We start from the raw sequence: 18,989 nt of genomic DNA on the forward strand, positions 1-18,989 counted from the left end.
ATCCTGCCATGCGTCGGGGCGCTCTTACCGAGTCGTCATGTCGGGCAGATTGAGCACCATCTGGGTGTTCTCCTTGACGATGGCGTGCCCGGCGCCGTCGCGTGCAGGGCCCCTGGTGATCGTCAGGGTCGGGAGCTGGTCGCGACGGGTGCCCCAGGTATCGATGTGGTCGACCAGCCTGCTCGCGAGAGCGGTCGCGTGGTTGCCGTATCCGACGGCGCCGAGGCGTGCGTGCCCGGGCGCGACGTCGGTGCGGTCGAACACCATGTACGCCAGGGAGTCACCGTCGACCAGCGCGGGCGTGCGCACGGGTATGGCGGGTCGTTGGACGCCGGCATCCATGGCGTGCTGGGTGATCTCGATGCGGCAGACCCGATCATCCAGTGCGGTGGTGTGGAGCCACATGCCGTCGAAGGGTTCGGTGGTGGCGACCTGTGTGTCGGACCACACCACGACGGGAGCAATGTCGAAGGCGCCGTCGAGCGTGGCGGGCGCGACCGGCTGGTCCTGGTCGTGGTGGAGGCGGATCTGGTCGTCGAGCAGGCTGGTGGTGCGTTCGCCGTGCTGTCCGATGATGGGGACGAATCCGCACAGCTCGAGGCTGTCGGAGGCGAGGGTGTCGCCGTGGCGGTTCAGGGCGGCCGACTGGGTCTGTCCGCGCCAGCGCAGCGGCAGGACGACGCGGCCGCCGTCCTTGAGCTGGTCCCACCAGGCGGGCGGGATGTCCCATAGGCCGACGGCGGCGATGATGCGGTCGTAGGGGCCGTGCTCGGGGGCGCCGAGCAGGCCGTCGCGTTCGATGACGGTGACGTCGTTGTATCCGGTGCGGTTGAGAGCCTTGCGGGCATACAGCGCCACACCGGGGTCGATGTCGACGGTGGTGACGTGCCCTGCCGGGCCGACGAGCTCGGATAGGAGCGCGGCGTTGTATCCGGTGCCGGCGCCGATCTCCAGGATGTTGTCCCCGGGCTGGGCGTCGAGCTGGGTGAGCATCATCGCGACGACGGACGGCACCGACGCCAGGGACAGCGGCAGGGGGCCGTCAGGGTCGTCCTTGATGGAGATCGCGCGGTTGGAGTACGCGGTCTCCAGGTCGATGCCTGGCACGTGCTCGTGGCGGTGCACAGTGCGCAGGGCGGCCTCGATGCGGGCCGGGAGCGGGCGGGTCCGGGTGATGGAGTCGATGAGCTCGTTGCGTAGGTCGTCGGCTGCCGGTGCGGTGTTCACGGGGTGAGGCTCCTTGGTGTGTCGAGCAGGAGACAGGTCTGCCATCCTGCGGGGTCGGAGATGGTCGTGGCGGGCGTCGTTTCCGTGGCAAGGATGACGCCGTCGTGCCCGGTCAGCAGACCACGAGCGTAGGTCGCGGGCTCGTCGTGGACCGTCCGGTCGAACTGTTCCTCGACGTCCGACAGGAGGGCAGGCAGGTCGCTGTCCGGCAGTGCGTCGGCTGCGGCGTGCCGGGCGACGAGGATGACGCCGGCCCACCCGTGGCAGACAGTGGCGTCGGTGATCTGGTCGGGCTGGGCGTGGTCGCTCAGGCAGCCGGCCAGGATCATCTCCGCGTGCCGTTGCAGGTCCTGTTCGTCGGTGGCGCGGGCGGCGAGCTGGAGGGCTCGGGCGATACCAGGTGTGCCGTAGCACCAGGACGGGCGGGTGCGTCGTGCCGCCGGTGGTGGTCCAGCGGTCCACTGGTCCGGGGTGACGTGTGCTGGCCACGCGTGTCCGGCGCCGTCGGGTATGGGTCGTGCCCACCCGGTGAGTAGCGCGCCCGTGTGCCGCAGGGCTTCGAGCTGCCCGGGTACGACGTGTCCGGCGTGGGCAGCCAGTGCGAGCAACGCGACCGGGCCGGCGACGCCGTGCGCGAGCCCGAAGTTGCCGTGCCCACCCAGCATGGCGAGGTCGGGGACGCCGCGCGGGCTGTCGGTGGTCCACCAGCCCGGAACTTCCGCGTCGCCGGTGGACGTGGGCTCGGTCAGGAGACGGGTGAGGTAGGCGAGCCCGCGGTGCAGCAGATCAGGGCTGCTGCCTGTGTGCAGCAGCAGGGCCGTCAGGCCGGTGAGCCCGCTGATGAGGTCGTACTCCCGCATCCGTGGTGGGACACCATCGTCGAGGCGCCGCTCGGCGGCCGTCAGTCGCTGCTCGACGATGCGGGTCACAGCCTGGTCGAGGCGGTCGGCCTGGGCTCGGTAGGCGGGCCGGTCCGCGGTGTGCAGGACGTAGGCGGCGGCGGGCGCTCCGCGGTAGAGGCCGACCTGGTCAGGGTGCGAGGCGATCGGCTTGCGAGCCATCGCCCGCAGTGTGGCGTCGGCACGGTCCCACCGCCCTGTCCGCCGTGCAACGACGACCTCGCGCAAGAGGGTTCCGGCCAGCCCGTCACCGAGGGCGTGCAGCCCGGTCACTGCTCGGTCGTCCGGGCCAGGAGAGACCGGGCGGCCTGAGCGGCGGCGTGTAGGACGACGGTCTCGGAGTCTCGGTCGGGCCCGATGAACCGGTTGTGGTGCATGTGCAGCAGGGACTTCAGGATCCTGGGCGTGCGGGCATCGTCGACGTACAAGCGGTACGCGCGGAGGGCAGCGGTGCGCGCGTCCTCGGGCAGGGTGGCCGTGGCGGCGCGGGCGGTCTGACGGGTCACGTCGTGCTCGCCAGGACCACCGGCTGACGTCCCAGCCAGGGCCTGCAGTCCTTCGGTATCGCCGAGGAATCCCTGGGCGATGTTGATCATCCCGAGCGCGCAGGTCACGCGCCGGTCCCGGTGCGGCGGGTGGGTCAGGGCGTGGCGGACGGCGTCGCTGTCGGCCGCGAACACGGCCTCGGCGACGTCCACGACCGGCCCGGTCCCGTACCGGCCGGTCTCGGGTCGATACGCGTCGTAGACGAGCCGGGAGGCGAGCCCGGCACCACGCAGTTGCGCGAACCACGAGTCGATCGCGCGCCCGATCGTGGCCCGGTCTCCGGTGCCGGCCACCCGGATGCGTAGGTGGTCGTCCTCCTGGGCGTTGCGGTAGCGGACGAACCACATGGGCCGCCCGTCCAGGGCGGCGATGAGCGCGGGCAGGCGGTGCGCGATGACGTGGTTCAGCACGGCCGGGGTGGTGAAGACCTTCGCCTGCACCCACCGGCCGGTATGCGGGGTGGACGCGTCGGTGTTGCGCAGCACGGGAGCGTCCGTCAGGTCCGGATGCGGTTCGGGTGGTCGGGTCGTCACGAGCGGCAGGACCAGGCTATGGGCGTGCCCGATCCATGCGGTCGCCTCGTCCGAGGCAGCCTCAGTGAGGGTGACCTGTCGTTTGCGGCCGAGCTCAGCGTGCAGGAGGCGCACGTGTGCGGGTTCGGTCAGGTCCAGGCGCAGGGTCCGGTCCGCGTCGGACAGGTCCACCACCTGCGGGCACCGCCAGGTCCGCGCCCACGCGAGCAGTGCGTCGTGCCACGCCGGACCAAACCCGCCGGGAAGGTCGCTGGTCGTCAGGGTCCACCGGGCCGTAGACAGGATGGTGCGCCCGTAGCGGACCCGCGGCAGGTACGGCAGGCAGGAGGCGACGGGGCCCCAGTCGAACTCGGTCCACCAGGTGGAAGCGGACCGCCCGACCATCGCGATGAACCGGGCGATCGGCGGCGCCTGCTTCTCCAGCGCCAGGGCGTTCAGCACGACAGGTTCGACGACGCGGCGGCGCGACAGGGACACCAGCAGCAACCGCGATCCCGTGGACATCACGGCGAGGTCGTCCAGGTCGATGACCTCCGGACCGGGGCCGCGGTGCTCACCGACGCTGATCACGTGCGGCAGGTACTGCGGGATGCGGGCGACGTTCTGCGCGTGCGGATACACCGGCGTGAACGACAGTTGCGCCGACAATGCGCCCTCGGTCAGGGTCGGCAGATCCCGGTAGGACGCGGCGAGGTCGCCGTCTTCCAGTAGCTGCGTGAACCGGCCGGTCAGGACACCGGCCGACCATGAGGGCCGAACAGTGAGCGTGAAGTCGCCGGCGTCGACGGCAGAAGTGTCAGGTGCGTGCACACGCACGGAGATCGCCGCGTGCGGCGCGGGCACCTGGTCGGGCAGGGGCGTGCAGGCAAGGCGTTCGACGTCGTCGTCGGTGAGCAGCACCTCGGTGTCGCCGATCGTCGCGGCCTGCGCCAGCCTGGCGAGGTGCTCGTCTCGATCGAGGATCTTCATGGCGGGCTCCGGCCACGGCGAGGCCGGGAAGCCGTGCGGCAACCCGACCCCGGCGGCCAGGTCGACCGCATCCCGCAGGGGAACGAGGACCCCGGCGCCGTACCTGTCCCAGAACGTCGCCTGGTACGCCGCCCACGTCGGACGCCCCTGGGCGTGCCGGGATAGGCGCATCAGCGCGTGCGCGGCTCGTTCGGCCTCGCGCACGACCTTCTCGGACACCCTGATGGTCGCGTCGACTCGGGTGTTGATGCTCAGGCGGACCTTCCCGGAGTCGGCGACCTGGGTCATCTTCTTGTCCAGGATGCTGCGCAGGTGCCGAGCGTCGTCTGGGCTCGCGGTGTTGTGCTCGTCGATGAGCCGCAGCACCTCGCCCAGGTCAGCGACGATCCCGGCCGTCTCCACGTCCAGGTCGCCGACTACCGGACCGAGGGTACGCAGGAGATGGGAGAGCGGGTCCGTGACGGTCATAGCCGGGTGCAGGGACGTGACCAGCACGCCTGCGGCCAGCGCGTCGGCGAACAGGCGCGCCATGCGGTCCGGTGTGCCGCCCGCCCGGGTCAGCGCGTCTACGACGTCCGGGTAAGCGGCGGGGGTCTTGGTCAGGTCGAGCAGACGGTCCAGCGGCCCGGTGACGGGCACGACCCCTGTCTGCCCGCCGGGGCGCGGCACGATCAGGACGTCACCGTGCCGGGTGGCGGTGTCGACAGCCTGGAGGATCAGGTGTGGCAGGACGTCCGGGCGGGACTCGAGCATTGACCGGACGGTCGCGGTCCAGGTCGTGTCGGCGGATGCGTAGGGGCGGTGGTCCGTACCCACCTCGACGCGGGTGGGGCCGAGGGTCGCAGTGGCGACCCCGGCGAACAGGCCGAACGGGATGGCGCGCCCCGTGGCCCGCAGCGCGTACCGAACCACGGAGTCGGTGACCCGCCGCACCGTCCTCGGCTCGGCCTGCCCGGTCAGGACCGCGTCGATGGTGGCAGCCAGCCTGGGCGCGGCGGCACGCACCTGATCGGCGAACGTATCCATCGTCCACGCCTGCCGGAGCCAGGTCAGGGCGGAGGCCTGGTTGTAGGGGTCGGGCCACCAGTGCCCGAGCGCGCCGTGCGGTGTGGTGGCCAGGCGTAGCACGACCGGTCCGCTGTGTCGCATGAGCCTGTTGGGTCGGGACATCTGCCGGGGCCTTCCTCGTTGCGTGCGGTCTGGTGGTGCTGCGCGGGCAGACCCTGGGCCGGCCCGCGCAGCGATCAGTGGCGTGCCTGGGTCAGTCGCTCGTGCAGGACGACGCGCAGGTCGGATCGCAGCCGTCGCTCGTGTCGCAGGCGGTCGGTACGACGACGGGCGCGTCGACGATCTCGAACGACACGGACCAGTCGTCGAGCTCGGGGATGGGTGCGGTGGTGATCGTGGTAGTGGACAAGGTGGTTCTCCTTCCGGTTAGCGCCCAGGGCCGTCCCAGGCGCCCTGTACCGCCCTGGCGGGCGGTGCAGGTCTGTGGGGTCACCGGGTGTTCACGGCGACGGGCGTTGCGATCAGGGCGCGCAGCACGGGCACCAAGCCCTGTTCGTCGATGGAGCCGGTGACGTGGTCCGCAGCAGCGGTGACGACGTCGGAGGCGTGGCCCATGGCGACGGCGTATGCGGCCCACTCGAAGACGGGCAGATCGTTCAGCCCGTCGCCGACCCCGACGGTGAACCGGCGGTCGACGCCCAGGTCCTGCCGGACGAGCTCGAGCGCAGACGCCTTGGACACGCTGCCGGGGGTGACGTCGAGCCAGTCACCGGCGGCGGGAGTCGCGGTCACGCCGAGGCGGCGCAGGTCGCCGACCAGGTCCAAGATCGCGGGGGCACGCAGGATCATGCGTGGAGTGCGGGAGCGGGCGAGCTGGTCGGCCGTCGTGATGCGCTGGGCGCCGTTGACCTCGTCCGGTCCGAACAGGCGCGTCACCCAATAACCCCAACCGATCTCCTCGACGCCGATCTGCGCGCCGAGGAGACTCTTGCGGACCGTCGTGATCGCCGGGCCGACGGCGAACGTGTGCGACTTCGTGACCTCGTATCCGCCTGGCAGGGCCGGGTCGAGACGGGCGGTGACCGCACCGTTGGAACAGACGATGGTGCCGATGGACAGGCCGAGCGCTTGGGCGATCGGCACCGTGCCGACGAGTGACCGACCGGTGGAAAGCACGACGTGGTGCCCCGCGGCGATGACGTCGCGTACCGCTGCGGCGGTCTCGCCGCACACCTCGTGGCTGCCGTTGGGCACGATCGTGCCGTCGATGTCCAGCGCCACAAGGCGGGTCTCAGTGCTCATGCCGTCTCCCTGGGTCGGAGCTTGCTGACGTCGTTCAGACTGCTGGCTGGCGCCGCCGCCCGACCCCGGGGTTCGTGCATCCTTTGCTTGCAGCAGATGCAATTTCCTGTCGCCGACGGGGCGGAACCGGGGCGTTTCGCGCACGGTTGCGGACCCGCGCCGCTACCGTTGGCACGGGCGCAGACCACGCCGGGAGGGGGCCACGGTGGCACGCAGCGCGAAGGCCGAACGTGAACGGCTCCGCGAGACGTGGTTCGCGGCCGGCACATCGATGGCCGAGGTCGCCGGGCTCATGGGCCAGCACTTCGGGGTGCGTCCCCGGACGGCCTGGCGGTACGCGGCTGGATGGGACCAATGGAAGCTGGTACAGCAGTACCGAACGGTCAACCCGGACGCGCGGATCGACGAGAGCCGCATCTCACGCTGGGAATCGTGGCCGTTCGGCGGCTCCCGCCCGAGCCTGGAGGCCCTGGCCGGGCTCGCCCTCACTCTCGGGCACGGCTGCACCCTGGCCGACCTGGTCGACGACGCCGACCGGCAGCACCTGTCCGCCGCAGAGACAGCGGTGATCACCGCCACCAGCGCACCAGGTAGTGAAGGGATGATGGTTCTCGAGAGCCGGTCGACGACGACCGGCTCGGCACAGAAGGGAGAGGACGAGGTGCACCGCCGGGAGATGCTGCGACTGCTGACCGTGGTCGGTGCCGCGGTCCTCCTACCCGCTGGACCTCAGCCCGTTGCTGCCGGTGCACCGATCGGTGAGTTCTCCCGGTTCAACACCCACCTGTGGCAGGTATATGCGCTCGCGCCCGCCAAGGCCGACGTGCTGCCCCTGGTCCGCCGCCAGCTCGCGGTGCTGTCCGACGGGCTGAACCGTTCCCCCGGTCCAGCCGACCGGCAGCAGTTGTGCGCCCTGGCCGGGGACCTGTTCCAGCTCGCCGGCGAGATCTACTTCGACGCAGACGCCTACACCGACGCCGCGCACTGCTACCACCTAGCAGCCCAGGCCAGCCGCGAAGCAGGCGCCCACGACCAGTGGGCCTGCGCCCTGACCCGGCACGCCTACCTGTCGGTCTACGAGAAGAAGTTCACCGACGCCCTGCCCGTCCTGGAGCTAGCGGCCGCTATCGCCACCCGCGGAGACAGCGAGCTGTCCACGCGTCACTGGGTCTCCGCAGTCCAGGGCGAGGTCCACGCCGGCCTCGGTGACCTGGACGCCTGCCGCCGCGCCCTTGACCACGCCCAGGAAGTCGCCGGACTCACCGGCACGATCCACAACGGCGGCTGGCTGCGGTTCGACGGCTCCCGGCTCCCTGAGGAACGTGGTACCTGCTACGTGACTCTGGGCAGCCCAGACCTGGCCGAGGCTGCACTGACCGAAGCGCTCCAGCACGCTACCTCCACTCGGCGCCGCAGCAGCGTCCTGGCCGACCTCGCCATCGTCGGTGCACAACGCCGCGACCTCGACCAGGTCCTGGTCCACGCCGACGCTGCCCTGGCCAACTCCCAGGGCAGCGGCTCGGCGATGATCGCTCGAAAGCTCCTGACTCTGCGCCCCCACCTCGCACCGCTCATGTCGGATCCTCGCGCCCGCGAGCTCGGCGACCGACTTACCGCTCTGACCGCAGCATGACCACGAAGGGAACCCTCTTGGACCACGAGAACGGCCGCATCTTCCGCGAAGCCTGGATTGCTGGCGTCACCAAGCACTACCCCGGCGAACCCAAGTTCGGCTACATCACGCCCTGGGACGACACCCCGGAGTGGGAACGATCCGCCGCATCGGCCGTCCACGACCAGGTCCGAGCCTTCATCGACACCACCGACGGCGCTGCCGGGCGCCTCACTCGCGAGCAGAAGGGCCGGTTCGTCGCCCTGTGCTGGATCGGCCAGATCTACAACCACTTCCCCGACCCCAAGCCCTCCTACGTCGCCGACTGGAACGACATGCCCGCCTGGCAGCAGGAAACCGACGCGGACATCTTCGAGACGATCGAACGCACGCCGTAGGACCGCCAGCGGCCGGCTCAGCGCAGCGGGGACCGGCGGGCGCTGACGCGCTCGCGCTGGAGCTCGTCCTGCCGGCCCTGCCAGCCCTTGAACTTCTCCTGCGCCTCCATCTCGGCCGCGCTGGGCGCCAGACCGACCACCAGGAGCAGCAGGATCGTGCTGAGGGTGACACCGATGATCAGCGGGCCCAGGAGCGCTCCCACGGACACCCCGACGTCCGGCGTGGCGACGGCTCCGCGTACCACCTCCGCCTGCATGGCCGACATGCCCGTGTAGTGCATGCCGGACACCGCGATGCCCATGATGATCGCGGCGCCCGCGCCGGCGGCGATGTTGTGCACCCTCGCGGAGAGCCAGAGCCCGGCGGTCGCGGCGACGACCCCGACGGCCACCGACAGGACGACGGTGGCGGGCGCGTACGTGATCTCGACGCCCACGTGTACGGCGCGCATGCCGAGGTAGTGCATGGCCGAGATGCCGAGGCCGGTGACGATGCCACCCGCGAGCAGCGCGAAGGGGCCGACCCCGGCGGCGCGGACGATGAAGAGGCCGAGGCCCACGACGGCGATGGCGAGCACGCCGCTGGCGATCGTCAGGCCGACGTCGAACCGGGTCTCGGCGCCACGGACGTGGAAGCCGAGCATGGCGACGAAGTGCATGACCCAGATGCCGGTGCCGCCGATGGAGATCGCGCCGAGAGCCAGCCAACCGGTGCTGGCGCTGCCGCGGGCGACGCGGGCACGGGCGGTACAGGTCAGGCCGACGGCGCACCCGGCGCACGAGAGCAGGAACGAGAGCACGGGCGTGACCCAGCCCAGCGCAAAGTGGTCGATCATGGCGAGGCTTCTCCAGCGAGTGCGGGGGGAGTTCGGGGGGACGAGAACCTTTGGCCATTAAAGCGGGCAAATACGGCAACATGCACGGTTTGCACAGGGCGAATTATGCAAAACCAAGGGTGAACTTTTGACACTCTGGATAACCCTTTTTACGTCCGGTTCCCTCTCCGAGAGGTCCGGCACGGGCGGCGTGGCCGGGGTCACATCCACCGTCCGAGAGGCGCGACTCAGGGCCGACAAAGTTAGGTTAGGCTCACCGACGTGACCACCAAGACCGAGGGGCTCGACGTCAAGCCCTCGCGAATTTTCGATGTCGAGGTAGCGCGCGTTACGCGCCTGTGCCCGTCCTTCGTCCGCTTCACCTTCAAGGGTCCGGACCTGGACAAGTTCGCGGACAACGGCCGCGACCAGCGCATCAAGCTCTTCCTCCCGTCCCCCCGCGGCGGCTGGGACGCCCTGCAACGTGACGACCCCGACTGGTACGCCTCGTGGCGTGCGCTCCCGGACGAGCACCGCAACCCGATGCGCACCTACACGGTCCGCACCGTGCGCCAGAACCTGCGCGAGGTCGACGTCGACGTCGTCATGCACGGTGACACCGGGCCGGCCTCACGCTGGGCGCTGACCGCCGCCGCGGGCGACCCGATGGTGATCATGGGCCCCAATGCCGAGTACGACGGCATACACGGCGGCGTCGAGTTCGCCCCGCCGGCGTCCAGCCACGCGCTGCTGCTGGCCGGCGACGAGACCGCGGTGCCGGCCATCGCCGCGATCTGCGAGTCCCTGCCCGACGACGCCGTGGGCGAGGTCTTCCTCGAGGTACCTCACCCGGAGGACGGCTGGAACCTCGGCGCCCCCGAGGGTGTGCGGGTGCACTGGCTGGCGCGTGACGGGCGCGAGCACGGCGACGCGCTGGTCCCGGCCGTGCAGGCCGCGGCGGACCGGCTGCTCGCGATGGGTGTGCGGCCGTCCACGGACAGTGCGCCCGCCCTCACCGCGGCCGGCGTGGACCTGTCGGGCGAGGCGCACGACGTCGACGTCGATGCCGAGATCCTCTGGGAGGTGCCGGTCGACGAGGCGGGCAACCCCCTGGCGCAGGACACCGTGCTGTACGCGTGGCTCGCGGGCGAGGCCGGCGTCATCAAGACGCTGCGCCGCTACCTCGTGAACGAGTGCCAGGTCGACCGCAAGTCCGTGGCGTTCATGGGCTACTGGCGCAAGGGCCGCGCAGAGAACTGAGCTGGTTGTGGGCGTGATCGTTGCGCCAAGAACGGGCAGAGAGCGGCAACGATCGCGCCCACAACCATCAGCTCATCGGCTGTAGGTCGCCGTCAGCGTGGCGCGGCCCAGCAGGTGGAAGTACACGTTGAACGCCACCTGCGCGTTGGTGTTGTCCGGGCCCAGGCCCAGCTCGCCGGGCGCGACGTCCAGGGCGTGCACCGCGAAGATGTACCGGTGCGGGTGGTCACCGGGCGGCGGGCCGGCACCCTCGAACCCCGGGGTGTGGCCGTCGCTGTGGGTGTGGAACGCGCCCGCGGGCAGGCCCGCGCCGTCGGGTGCGCCCGCGCCGGTGTCGAGCGACGTCACGTCGGGCGGCAGGTCCACGACGGTCCAGTGGTGGTAGCCCATCGGCGTCGGCGCGTCGGGGTCGTAGCAGGTCACCACGAACGACCTGGTGCCCTCGGGGAATCCGCTCCACGCCAGGGCGGGGGAGATGTCCTGGTCGTGCGCGGCGTGCGCGTCCGGCATGCGCTCACCGTCGGTCAGGTCGGTGCTGGTCAGCGTGAAGGTAGCGGGCGCCGGGAGCAGCGTGTACGGGTCGGGCGGGTATGGCCGAGTGAAGTCCATGGTCCACACTCTGCCGAACCGCGGCCCCTGGCACCAGCGTGTGGTCGGGTCAGCCCACTCGGAGGAGGTGGCGGAACGCCGTCTGGGCCCGCGCCGGGCTCGGCTCGTCGCCCGTGATGAGGTCCGCGTACGTCAGCGACTCCGACACGCGCACCAGCAGGTAGGCGAGCTCCTCCGGCGTGATGGTGCCGCCGAACGGTGCGTCGCCCAGGTCGCGGACCACCAGCCACTCGACGGTGGCGACGAAACGCTGCTGGATGGGGCTGTCGGCGGTGGTGAGCAGGCGCAGGGAGCGGGCCGGCTCGCGGCGCAGGAACGTACGGAAGTAGTCGGCCACGATGAGGTCGTGCGCGACCGCGGTCAGCAGGTCTGCGAGCCGTTCGGCGCCGGTGAGGTGCTCGGTCGCGTGCTCGGCCTGCACCAGGGTCGGCACGGCGAGCGACCACAGCACCTCGGACAGCAGCGCGTCCCGGTTGCCGACCCAGCGGAACACCGACGTGCGGTCCACGCCGAGGCGCACGGCCAGGGGGCCCATGTCGATGCGGTAGCCCTCGATGAAGGCCTCGCGCGCGAGGTCGAGCACCCGCTGGGCCTCGGGGCGCGTGGCGAGCCGAGCGGAGAGGCGGCTCGGCGCGGCTTCCAGCCCGACGGTCGCGATGCTCGACGCCGGTGTCGTCATGCGGCCATCCAACCGTCACAGGGCGCCCGATGCAACAATATGCAGAACGATGCATAAAGGGACATCGTGCTCGGCATGACCCTACCCCGGTGGTGCCCGGCGTGCTACGGTGCAGTTCGCAAACCGACCGGCCGGTATGGAGGATTACGTGACCGACGACGTCGTCGCCGACAAGTCCGAAGCAGTCCGTGAAGCAAGGCCCGAGCGCAGGTTCGAGGGCAGAGTCGCCATCGTCACGGGTGCGAGCAGGGGCATCGGCCTCGCGATCGCCCACCGGATAGTGGCCGAGGGCGGGCGGGTGGTGATCACCGGACGCTCCGCGGACTCCCTGCGGGAGGCGGTCGCCGAGCTCGGCGAGGACCACGCCCTGGGCATCGCGGGCAAGGCGGACGACGCCGAGCACCGCGCCGCCGCCGTCGCGCGGACTTTTCAGCACTTCGGGCGCCTGGACCACCTGGTGAACAACGCCGGGATCAACCCCGCCTGGGGCCCGCTCGCCCAGCTCGACACGAGTGTGGCCCGCAAGATCCTCGAGGTGAACGTGATCGCCGCGCTGGAGTGGACGCGGGAGGCGGTAGCGGCGTCGGCCGGGACCGAGACCGGGACGCAGGGCCTGCGGTCGATCCTGAACATGGCGTCGATCGCGGGGACGGCGTCGGGCCCGAACATCGCGTTCTACGGGGTCTCCAAGGCCGCCCTGATCAACCTGACTGTGCAGCTCGCCGACGAGCTCGCCCCGGCCATCCGCGTCAACGCGCTCGCGCCGGCGGTCATCAAGACCCGCCTGGCGCGGGCCCTCTACGAGGGCCGCGAGGAGGCGGTCGCCGCCGCCTACCCGATGCGGCGGCTCGGGGTCCCGGACGACGTCGCCGGGCCCGCGGCCTTCCTCCTGTCCGACGACGCCGCCTGGATCACCGGCCAGACGCTCCTGGTCGACGGCGGGGCGAGCGTGCGGACCGCCCTGTGCGCCAGCCCGTCCAGGACCAGGTGCTGCGCGCGGCCCTCGACCTCTTCGCGACGCAGGGCTACGCGAACACGAGCGTCCAGCAGATCGTCGAGGCCGCGGGCGTCACCAAGGGCGCGATGTACCACTACTTCGCCTCCAAGGACGACCTGCTGTTCGCGATCTACGAGCGCATGCTGTCGCTGCAGAAGGCGCGGCTCGACGAGATCGTCGCTGCGGGCGACAAGCGGGGCGACGACGTCGAGGACGTGCTGCGCGCCGTCTGCGAGGACGTGGTGCACAGCTCCATCGAGCTCATGGCCGAGGGCACCGTGTTCACCCGCAGCCAGCACATGCTCACGCCGGAGCGCCAGCTCGAGGTCAAGCGGCGTCGCCGCGAGTATCACGACGACTTCGAGGCGCTGCTCCGCCGCGGGATCGCGGAGGGGAGGTTCCGCGACGACGTGCCCACCGCGGTGCTCATCGCGAACTTCTTCTCCGACGTCCACTACCTGCCGCAGTGGTACTCGCCCACGGGGCCCGAGACGGCGGCCGAGGTGGCGCAGCAGCTCACGGAGCTGTTCCTGCGCGGGATCCGGGCGGGTTCGGGCGGTCCGGGTTCGGGCGGCTCGGTAGCAGGCGGCTCGACGTCGGGAAGGGGAGACAAGTGAGCCTTCCCACGGTGATGAAGGCGTGGCGCGTGGTCGCCCAGGGGGAGCCCGAGCAGGTGATGGAGCTGCACGACGTGCCGGTGCCCGAGCCCGGGCCCGGCGAGGTGCTGGTCCGCGTACGGGCCGTCGCGGTGAACTTCCCGGACGTCCTGCTGGCCCGCGGCCAGTACCAGGAGCGGCCCGAGCTGCCGTTCGTGCCGGGGGTCGAGCTGTGCGGCGACGTCGTGGCGCTGGGTCCGGGCGTGACCGACGGCGAGCGGGTGCGGGTCGGCGACCGCGTCGTCGGCTCGAAGATCGGGGTGCTGGCGCAGTACGCGACGGTGCAGGTCCAGGCCGTGCACGCGGCGCCGTCGGCCCTTGACGACGCGCAGGCCGCGGCCCTGACCATCGCCTACCAGACCGCGTGGTTCGCGCTGCACCGGCGGGGCGGCCTGCAGGCCGGCCAGACGCTGCTGGTGCACGCCGCCGCGGGCGGCGTGGGCACGGCGGCGTGCCAGCTCGGCAAGGCGGCCGGCGCGCGGGTGGTCGGGGTGGTGGGCAGCGCGGCGAAGGTGGCCGCGGCTCGCGCTGCGGGCGCCGACGAGGTATTCCTGCGCGACGACGACTGGGTGGCCGAGCTGCGCAGGCCCGGCGTCGACGTGGTGTTCGACCCGGTGGGCGGGGACTCGTTCGAGCGCTCGACGCGCTGCATCGGGTTCGAGGGGCGGATCGTGGTGGTCGGGTTCGCGAGCGGGCAGCTGCCGGCCGTCCGCGCCGACCTGGCCATGGTGAAGAACTACGCGGTGCTGGGGCTGCACTGGGGGCTGTACCAGAAGCTCCGGCCCGACCTCGTGGACGCCGCGCACGCCGAGCTGGACAAGCTCGCCGCCTCCGGTGTGCTGCGGCCGGTCCTGGACAGCGTGGTCGGGTTCGACGAGGCGCCCGCCGCGGTGGCGCGGCTCGCCGGGGGCGCGACGACGGGACGGATCGTGGTCCGGGTGGCGGACGACGCAGTGGTTGAGGACGACGCAGTGGTCGAGACAGACGGAACCGACGGAGAGGTAGCGGGATGACGCTGGACGAAGGAACGAGCACGGGACCCACCGCGGCGCAGCTGCACGACCTCACCGGGCGCGTGGCGGTAGTGACCGGCGCGGCCCGCGGCATCGGCGCGGCGTACGTGCGGATCCTGCACGACGCCGGGGCGCAGGTCGTGATCACCGACGTCCTGGACGACGAGGGTCGCGCGCTGGCCGAGGAGCTGGGGGAGCGGGCCCGGTTCGCGCACCTGGACGTGACCGACGAGGACGCGTGGGCGCGGGTGGTCGGCCAGGTGATCGAGGAGCTCGGTGGCGTGGACGTGCTGGTCAACAACGCGGGCATCGCGAACGCCGCCCCGATCGAGCACTTCACGCTCGCCAAGTGGAACGCCGTCATGACGGTCAACGTGACCGGCGTGTTCCTGGGCTGCCGGGCCGTGGTGCCCACGATGAAGGCCGCCGGGCGCGGCTCGATCATCAACATCTCGTCGGTGGAAGGGCTGCGCGGGGGCCGGAGCCTGCACGGGTACACCGCCTCCAAGTTCGCGGTGCGCGGGCTGACCAAGTCGCTCGCCGTCGAGCTGGGCCAGGACGGCATCCGCGTGAACTCGGTACACCCCGGCATGATCCTCACCGAGATGACCACGCGGATCGACCCGGACTCCCTGATCATCCCGCTCGGCCGGCCGGGGGTGCCCGACGACCTCGCCGGGACCATCCTGTTCCTCGCCAGCGAGGCGTCGGCATGGATCACCGGCCAGGAGATCGTCGTCGACGGCGGGATGACGAGCGGGATCGCGCACCGATGAGCGCACAGCCGACCGGGCCGCGCGAGCTGCCCGGCCTCGACGTCGCGGGCCTGGCCACGTGGCTGGCCCGGGAGCACCCGGAGCTGGCCGGGTCCGGCGTCGGCCCGGACCTGACCGCGAGCCTCATCACCGGCGGGCACAGCAACCTCACCTACCGGGTGGACGGCGCCGCGAAGCCGCTGGTGCTGCGGCGCCCGCCGCTGGGGCACGTGCTGTCCACCGCCCACGACATGCGCCGCGAGCACCGCGTCATCACTGCCCTGGCGGGAACGATCCCGGTGCCACCGACGGTAGCGGTGGTGGACGACTCCGAGGCCGCCGAGGTCACGGGCACCGTCTTCTTCGTCATGGAGCACGTGGCGGGCACGGTCCTGGCCCGGCCCGAGCACAACGCGGCCTGGACCAGCGACGGCCTGGGCCGGCTCGCGATCGAGCTGGTCGAGGTCCTCGCCGACCTGCACACCACCGACCCCGCCGCGGTAGGGCTGGCCGACTTCGGCCGACCCGCCGGCTACCTGGCCCGCCAGGTCAAGACCTGGCGGCGCCAGTACGACGCCTCCCGGTCGCGGCCCCAGCCGCTCCTGGACACGCTCCAGGACCGGCTGGCGGTTGCGGTGCCCGACGACGGGGCGCGCACCGGGATCGTGCACGGCGACTACCGCCTCGACAACGTGCTGGTGGCCGGATCGCCCGACGCGCCGCACATCACGGCGGTACTGGACTGGGAGATGGCCACGCTCGGCGACCCGCTCATGGACCTGGGCATGCTCGGCATGTACTGGCACATCCGCGACCTGACCGAGGCCGCGGGCGTCGACGACGTCGCCGGGGCGATAGCGCCCGGCGCCGGCTACCCGGACTTCGCCGAGGTCACCGACGCCTACGCCGCCCGCGCGGGGATCGCCGTGCCGGACCTCTCCTGGTACCGGGCGTTCGCCTGCTACAAGCTCGCAGTCATCCTGGAGGGCATCCACTACCGGTTCACCGGCGGCCAGACCGTCGGCGCCGGGTTCGATCACATCGGGGCCATGGTGGCGCCCCTGGCAGACGAGGGGCTGGCCCGGCTCGCCGGGGCGTCGTCGGGCTCCGCACCGCACGGCCCTGGAACAACCGGAGGGGGAGCCTGATGGACTTCGCACCCGATACGACCACCCAGCGTGTCACCGAGCAGGTCCAGGACTTCCTGGTCAGCGAGGTGCTGCCCGCCGAGCCCGTGCTGGCCGCACAGCTCGCCGCGACCCCCGGCGTCTGGTCCTTCCGGCCGGTGGTGCACGAGCTGCAGGCCAAGGCCCGCGCACAGGGCCTGTGGAACCTGTTCCTGCCGCCGGGCGGCCCGGTGGGCGCTCGCGGCGGCGGGCTGAGCAACCTGCAGTACGCGCCGGTGGCCGAGCTGACCGGGTACAGCCCCAAGCTCGCGCCCGTCGCGCTGAACTGCGCGGCCCCCGACACCGGCAACATGGAGCTGCTCGCGCACTTCGCCACCCCGGAGCAGGCCGAGCGCTGGCTCGACCCGCTGCTGGACGGCGCGCAGCGGTCGGCGTTCTGCATGACCGAGCCTGCCGTCGCGTCGTCGGACGCCACGAACATCGCGACGAGGATCGTGCGCGACGGCGACGAGTACGTGATCACGGGCCGCAAGTGGTTCGCCACCGGCGCGATGAACCCGGACTGCGGGCTGCTGATCGTGATGGGCAAGACCGACCCCACCGCGCCCCGGCACCGCCAGCAGTCCATGGTGCTCGTGCCCCGCGACACCCCGGGCGTGCGGGTCCTGCGCGGCCTGACCGTCCTGGGTTACGACGACCGCGACCACGGCGGCCACGCCGAGATCGTGTTCGACGACGTCCGGGTGCCTGTCACCAACCTGCTGGGCGGCGAGGGCGAGGGCTTCGCCATGGCCCAGGCCCGTCTCGGGCCCGGGCGCATCCACCACTGCATGCGCGCGCTCGGCATGGCCGAGCGCGCCATGGACCTGGTGCGGGAGCGCGCCGGCGAGCGGGTCGCGTTCGGCAGGCCGCTCGCCGACCAGGGTGTGGTGCGCGAGTGGCTCGCCACCTCACGCATCGAGATCGAGTCGCTGCGCCTGCTTGTGCTCAAGACGGCCTGGCTCATGGACACCGTGGGCAACAAGGCGGCGATGACCGAGATCCAGGCCATCAAGATCGCGGTACCCCGCGCCGTCGGGCAGATCCTGGACCGCGCCGTGCAGGTGTTCGGTGCCGCCGGGGTCTCCGGCGATCACCCCCTGGCCGAGCTGCTCGCGGGGATCCGCACGCTGCGCCTGGCCGACGGCCCCGACGAGGTGCACCTGGCCTCGCTCGGCAAGGCCGAGCTCCGCAGCCGGGCGCCGTTCCTGCCGCGCCCTGCTGACCCGCGCCCTGCCGACCAGCCCGCTCTCGTACCCGCCTCGAATCTTGTACCAGCCTCGAAGGAGGACCGATGACGCTCTCCGAGCCGCCGGCCACGGACCTGCTGGACGCCGACTTCTACTCGTTCCAGGACCTGCTCACCCCGGCCGAGCAGAAGAAGGCCCTGGCCGTGCGCGAGTTCATGGAGCGCGAGGTGCGCCCCATCGCTGACGACTACTGGGAGCGCGCCGAGTGCCCGGTGCACCTGTTCAAGCCCTTCGCGCAGCTCGGCACCATCGGGTCGGGCTGGGCCGAGACGCAGGGTGAGGAGACCTCGGCCGTGTTCCGCGGCTGGATCGGCATGGAGACGGCGCGCGTCGACTCGTCCTTCTGCACCTTCATCGGGGTCTCCGGCGGCCTGGCGATGACCTCGATCGGGCTGGGCGGCACGGCCGAGCAGCGCGCGCAGTGGCTGCCGCCCATGGCGGCCGGCGACGTGATCGGCGCGTTCGGGCTCACCGAGCCACTGGCCGGCTCCGACACCGCCAAGGGCCTGCGCACCACCGCCACCCGCACGGGCGACACGTGGGTGCTGAACGGCGCCAAGCGCTGGATCGGTAACGCCACCTTCGCCGACGTCGTCGTCATCTGGGCCAAGGACACGGCCGACGACCAGGTCAAGGGCTTCCTGGTGCGCAAGGGCACACCCGGCTTCACCGCCACCAAGATCGAGCGCAAGCAGTCCCTGCGCATCGTGCAGAACGCCGATATCGTGCTCGACGGCGTGGAGGTGGCCGAGGCCGACCGCCTGCAGCACATCAACAGCTTCCGCGACCTGGCCGCGGTGCTGCGGATCACGCGCGACGGCGTGTCGTGGCAGGCGCTCGGCACCATGATCGGCGCGTACGAGGCCGCCGTGGCCTACACCAAGCAGCGCGAGCAGTTCGGCAACCCGATCGCCAGCTACCAGCTCATCCAGGACAAGCTCGCCACGGCGTACGCCAACGTGACCGCGAGCTTCGCCATGTGCGTGCGCGTGGCCCAGCTCCAGGACCAGGGCATCCAGAAGGACGCCCACGCCGCGATGGCCAAGGCGTTCGTCACGACCCGCATGCGCGAGACCGTCGCACTGTGCCGGGAGGCCTGCGGCGGCAACGGCATCACGCTCGACTACGGCGTGGCCCGCTTCTTCGCCGACGCCGAGGCCGTATACACGTTCGAGGGCACCAAGGACATGAACCAGCTCATCGTGGGTCGCGCGATCACCGGTCACGCGGCGTTCGTCTGACCCGTTCGTCTGATCTGCTTGTCCTGCCCGAAAGTCTCGTTCGCAACGAAGGGA

17 protein-coding genes and 1 pseudogene are annotated in these 18,989 nt (G+C 71.4%); 10 read left to right on the forward strand and 8 right to left on the reverse strand.

The features are described from left to right. Positions 1 to 24: 24 nt before the first annotated feature. From fxlM to AB1046_RS03120, 5 genes are all read right to left on the reverse strand, one after another. Positions 25 to 1,227, reverse strand: a complete 1,203-nt coding sequence (fxlM, locus tag AB1046_RS03100) for a methyltransferase, FxLD system (RefSeq protein ID WP_369372336.1) — start codon at positions 1,225 to 1,227, stop codon at positions 25 to 27. Beyond that, entirely contained in the window at positions 1,224 to 2,399 is a 1,176-nt protein-coding gene (locus tag AB1046_RS03105) for a lanthionine synthetase LanC family protein (protein WP_369372337.1), read from the reverse strand. The genes fxlM and AB1046_RS03105 overlap by 4 nt, the downstream gene beginning before the upstream one ends. Next, complete coding sequence (locus AB1046_RS03110; RefSeq protein ID WP_369372338.1) at positions 2,396 to 5,344, reverse strand: lantibiotic dehydratase; 2,949 nt, start codon at positions 5,342 to 5,344, stop codon at positions 2,396 to 2,398. The genes AB1046_RS03105 and AB1046_RS03110 overlap by 4 nt, the downstream gene beginning before the upstream one ends. A gap of 91 nt (positions 5,345 to 5,435) precedes the next feature. Beyond that, positions 5,436 to 5,591, reverse strand: coding sequence for an FxLD family lanthipeptide (fxlA, locus tag AB1046_RS03115; RefSeq protein WP_369372339.1), 156 nt, complete (start codon positions 5,589 to 5,591; stop codon positions 5,436 to 5,438). Between the two features lie 80 nt (positions 5,592 to 5,671). After that, positions 5,672 to 6,484 carry an HAD family hydrolase gene (locus AB1046_RS03120; protein WP_369372340.1) on the reverse strand — a complete coding sequence of 271 codons (813 nt, stop codon included), beginning with the start codon at positions 6,482 to 6,484 and terminating at the stop codon, positions 5,672 to 5,674. Between the two features lie 205 nt (positions 6,485 to 6,689). Between AB1046_RS03120 and AB1046_RS03125 the strand changes: the two genes are divergently transcribed. Both AB1046_RS03125 and AB1046_RS03130 read left to right on the forward strand, forming a co-directional pair. Beyond that, positions 6,690 to 8,117, forward strand: a complete 1,428-nt coding sequence (locus tag AB1046_RS03125; RefSeq protein ID WP_369372341.1) for a hypothetical protein — start codon at positions 6,690 to 6,692, stop codon at positions 8,115 to 8,117. Further along, positions 8,114 to 8,494 carry a hypothetical protein gene (locus tag AB1046_RS03130; RefSeq protein WP_369372342.1) on the forward strand — a complete coding sequence of 127 codons (381 nt, stop codon included), beginning with the start codon at positions 8,114 to 8,116 and terminating at the stop codon, positions 8,492 to 8,494. Before AB1046_RS03125 ends, AB1046_RS03130 begins: the two co-directional genes overlap by 4 nt. 17 nt (positions 8,495 to 8,511) lie before the next feature. On the opposite strand, the gene AB1046_RS03135 is transcribed toward AB1046_RS03130, so the two are convergent. Beyond that, complete coding sequence (locus AB1046_RS03135) at positions 8,512 to 9,330, reverse strand: MHYT domain-containing protein (RefSeq protein WP_369372343.1); 819 nt, start codon at positions 9,328 to 9,330, stop codon at positions 8,512 to 8,514. A 261-nt stretch (positions 9,331 to 9,591) separates the two neighbouring features. Here AB1046_RS03135 and AB1046_RS03140 point away from each other — a divergent pair, with 261 nt between their 5' ends. Further along, positions 9,592 to 10,569, forward strand: a complete 978-nt coding sequence (locus tag AB1046_RS03140) for a siderophore-interacting protein (protein WP_369372344.1) — start codon at positions 9,592 to 9,594, stop codon at positions 10,567 to 10,569. Positions 10,570 to 10,641: 72 nt separating this feature from the next. Here the strand turns inward: AB1046_RS03140 and AB1046_RS03145 are convergent, their stop codons facing one another. Next, positions 10,642 to 11,178, reverse strand: coding sequence for a YbhB/YbcL family Raf kinase inhibitor-like protein (locus AB1046_RS03145; RefSeq protein ID WP_369372345.1), 537 nt, complete (start codon positions 11,176 to 11,178; stop codon positions 10,642 to 10,644). Positions 11,179 to 11,227: 49 nt separating this feature from the next. Then, the gene (locus AB1046_RS03150; protein WP_369372346.1) at positions 11,228 to 11,857 is read right to left on the reverse strand and encodes a QsdR family transcriptional regulator; all 630 of its coding nucleotides are present in this window, start codon (positions 11,855 to 11,857) and stop codon (positions 11,228 to 11,230) included. 136 nt (positions 11,858 to 11,993) lie between these two features. On the opposite strand from AB1046_RS03150, the pseudogene AB1046_RS03155 reads away from it, so the two are divergent. The 7 genes and pseudogenes from AB1046_RS03155 to AB1046_RS03185 all read left to right on the forward strand — a co-directional run. After that, a pseudogene (locus AB1046_RS03155) lies at positions 11,994 to 12,794 on the forward strand (SDR family oxidoreductase); the annotation flags it as partial. A 26-nt stretch (positions 12,795 to 12,820) separates the two neighbouring features. Continuing rightward, positions 12,821 to 13,471 (forward strand): TetR/AcrR family transcriptional regulator, encoded by a 651-nt coding sequence (locus AB1046_RS03160; protein ID WP_369372347.1) that lies wholly within the window; start codon positions 12,821 to 12,823, stop codon positions 13,469 to 13,471. Next, entirely contained in the window at positions 13,468 to 14,523 is a 1,056-nt protein-coding gene (locus AB1046_RS03165; protein ID WP_369372348.1) for an NADPH:quinone oxidoreductase family protein, read from the forward strand. Before AB1046_RS03160 ends, AB1046_RS03165 begins: the two co-directional genes overlap by 4 nt. Next, entirely contained in the window at positions 14,520 to 15,299 is a 780-nt protein-coding gene (locus AB1046_RS03170) for a glucose 1-dehydrogenase (RefSeq protein WP_369372349.1), read from the forward strand. Before AB1046_RS03165 ends, AB1046_RS03170 begins: the two co-directional genes overlap by 4 nt. After that, positions 15,296 to 16,426 (forward strand): phosphotransferase family protein, encoded by a 1,131-nt coding sequence (locus AB1046_RS03175; RefSeq protein WP_369372350.1) that lies wholly within the window; start codon positions 15,296 to 15,298, stop codon positions 16,424 to 16,426. The genes AB1046_RS03170 and AB1046_RS03175 overlap by 4 nt, the downstream gene beginning before the upstream one ends. Further along, complete coding sequence (locus AB1046_RS03180) at positions 16,426 to 17,742, forward strand: acyl-CoA dehydrogenase family protein (RefSeq protein WP_369372351.1); 1,317 nt, start codon at positions 16,426 to 16,428, stop codon at positions 17,740 to 17,742. The genes AB1046_RS03175 and AB1046_RS03180 overlap by 1 nt, the downstream gene beginning before the upstream one ends. Then, positions 17,739 to 18,935 (forward strand): acyl-CoA dehydrogenase family protein, encoded by a 1,197-nt coding sequence (locus tag AB1046_RS03185; RefSeq protein ID WP_369372352.1) that lies wholly within the window; start codon positions 17,739 to 17,741, stop codon positions 18,933 to 18,935. Before AB1046_RS03180 ends, AB1046_RS03185 begins: the two co-directional genes overlap by 4 nt. Positions 18,936 to 18,989: the final 54 nt, after the last annotated feature.

Source organism: Promicromonospora sp. Populi (genome assembly GCF_041081105.1).
Lineage (GTDB): Bacteria > Actinomycetota > Actinomycetes > Actinomycetales > Cellulomonadaceae > Promicromonospora.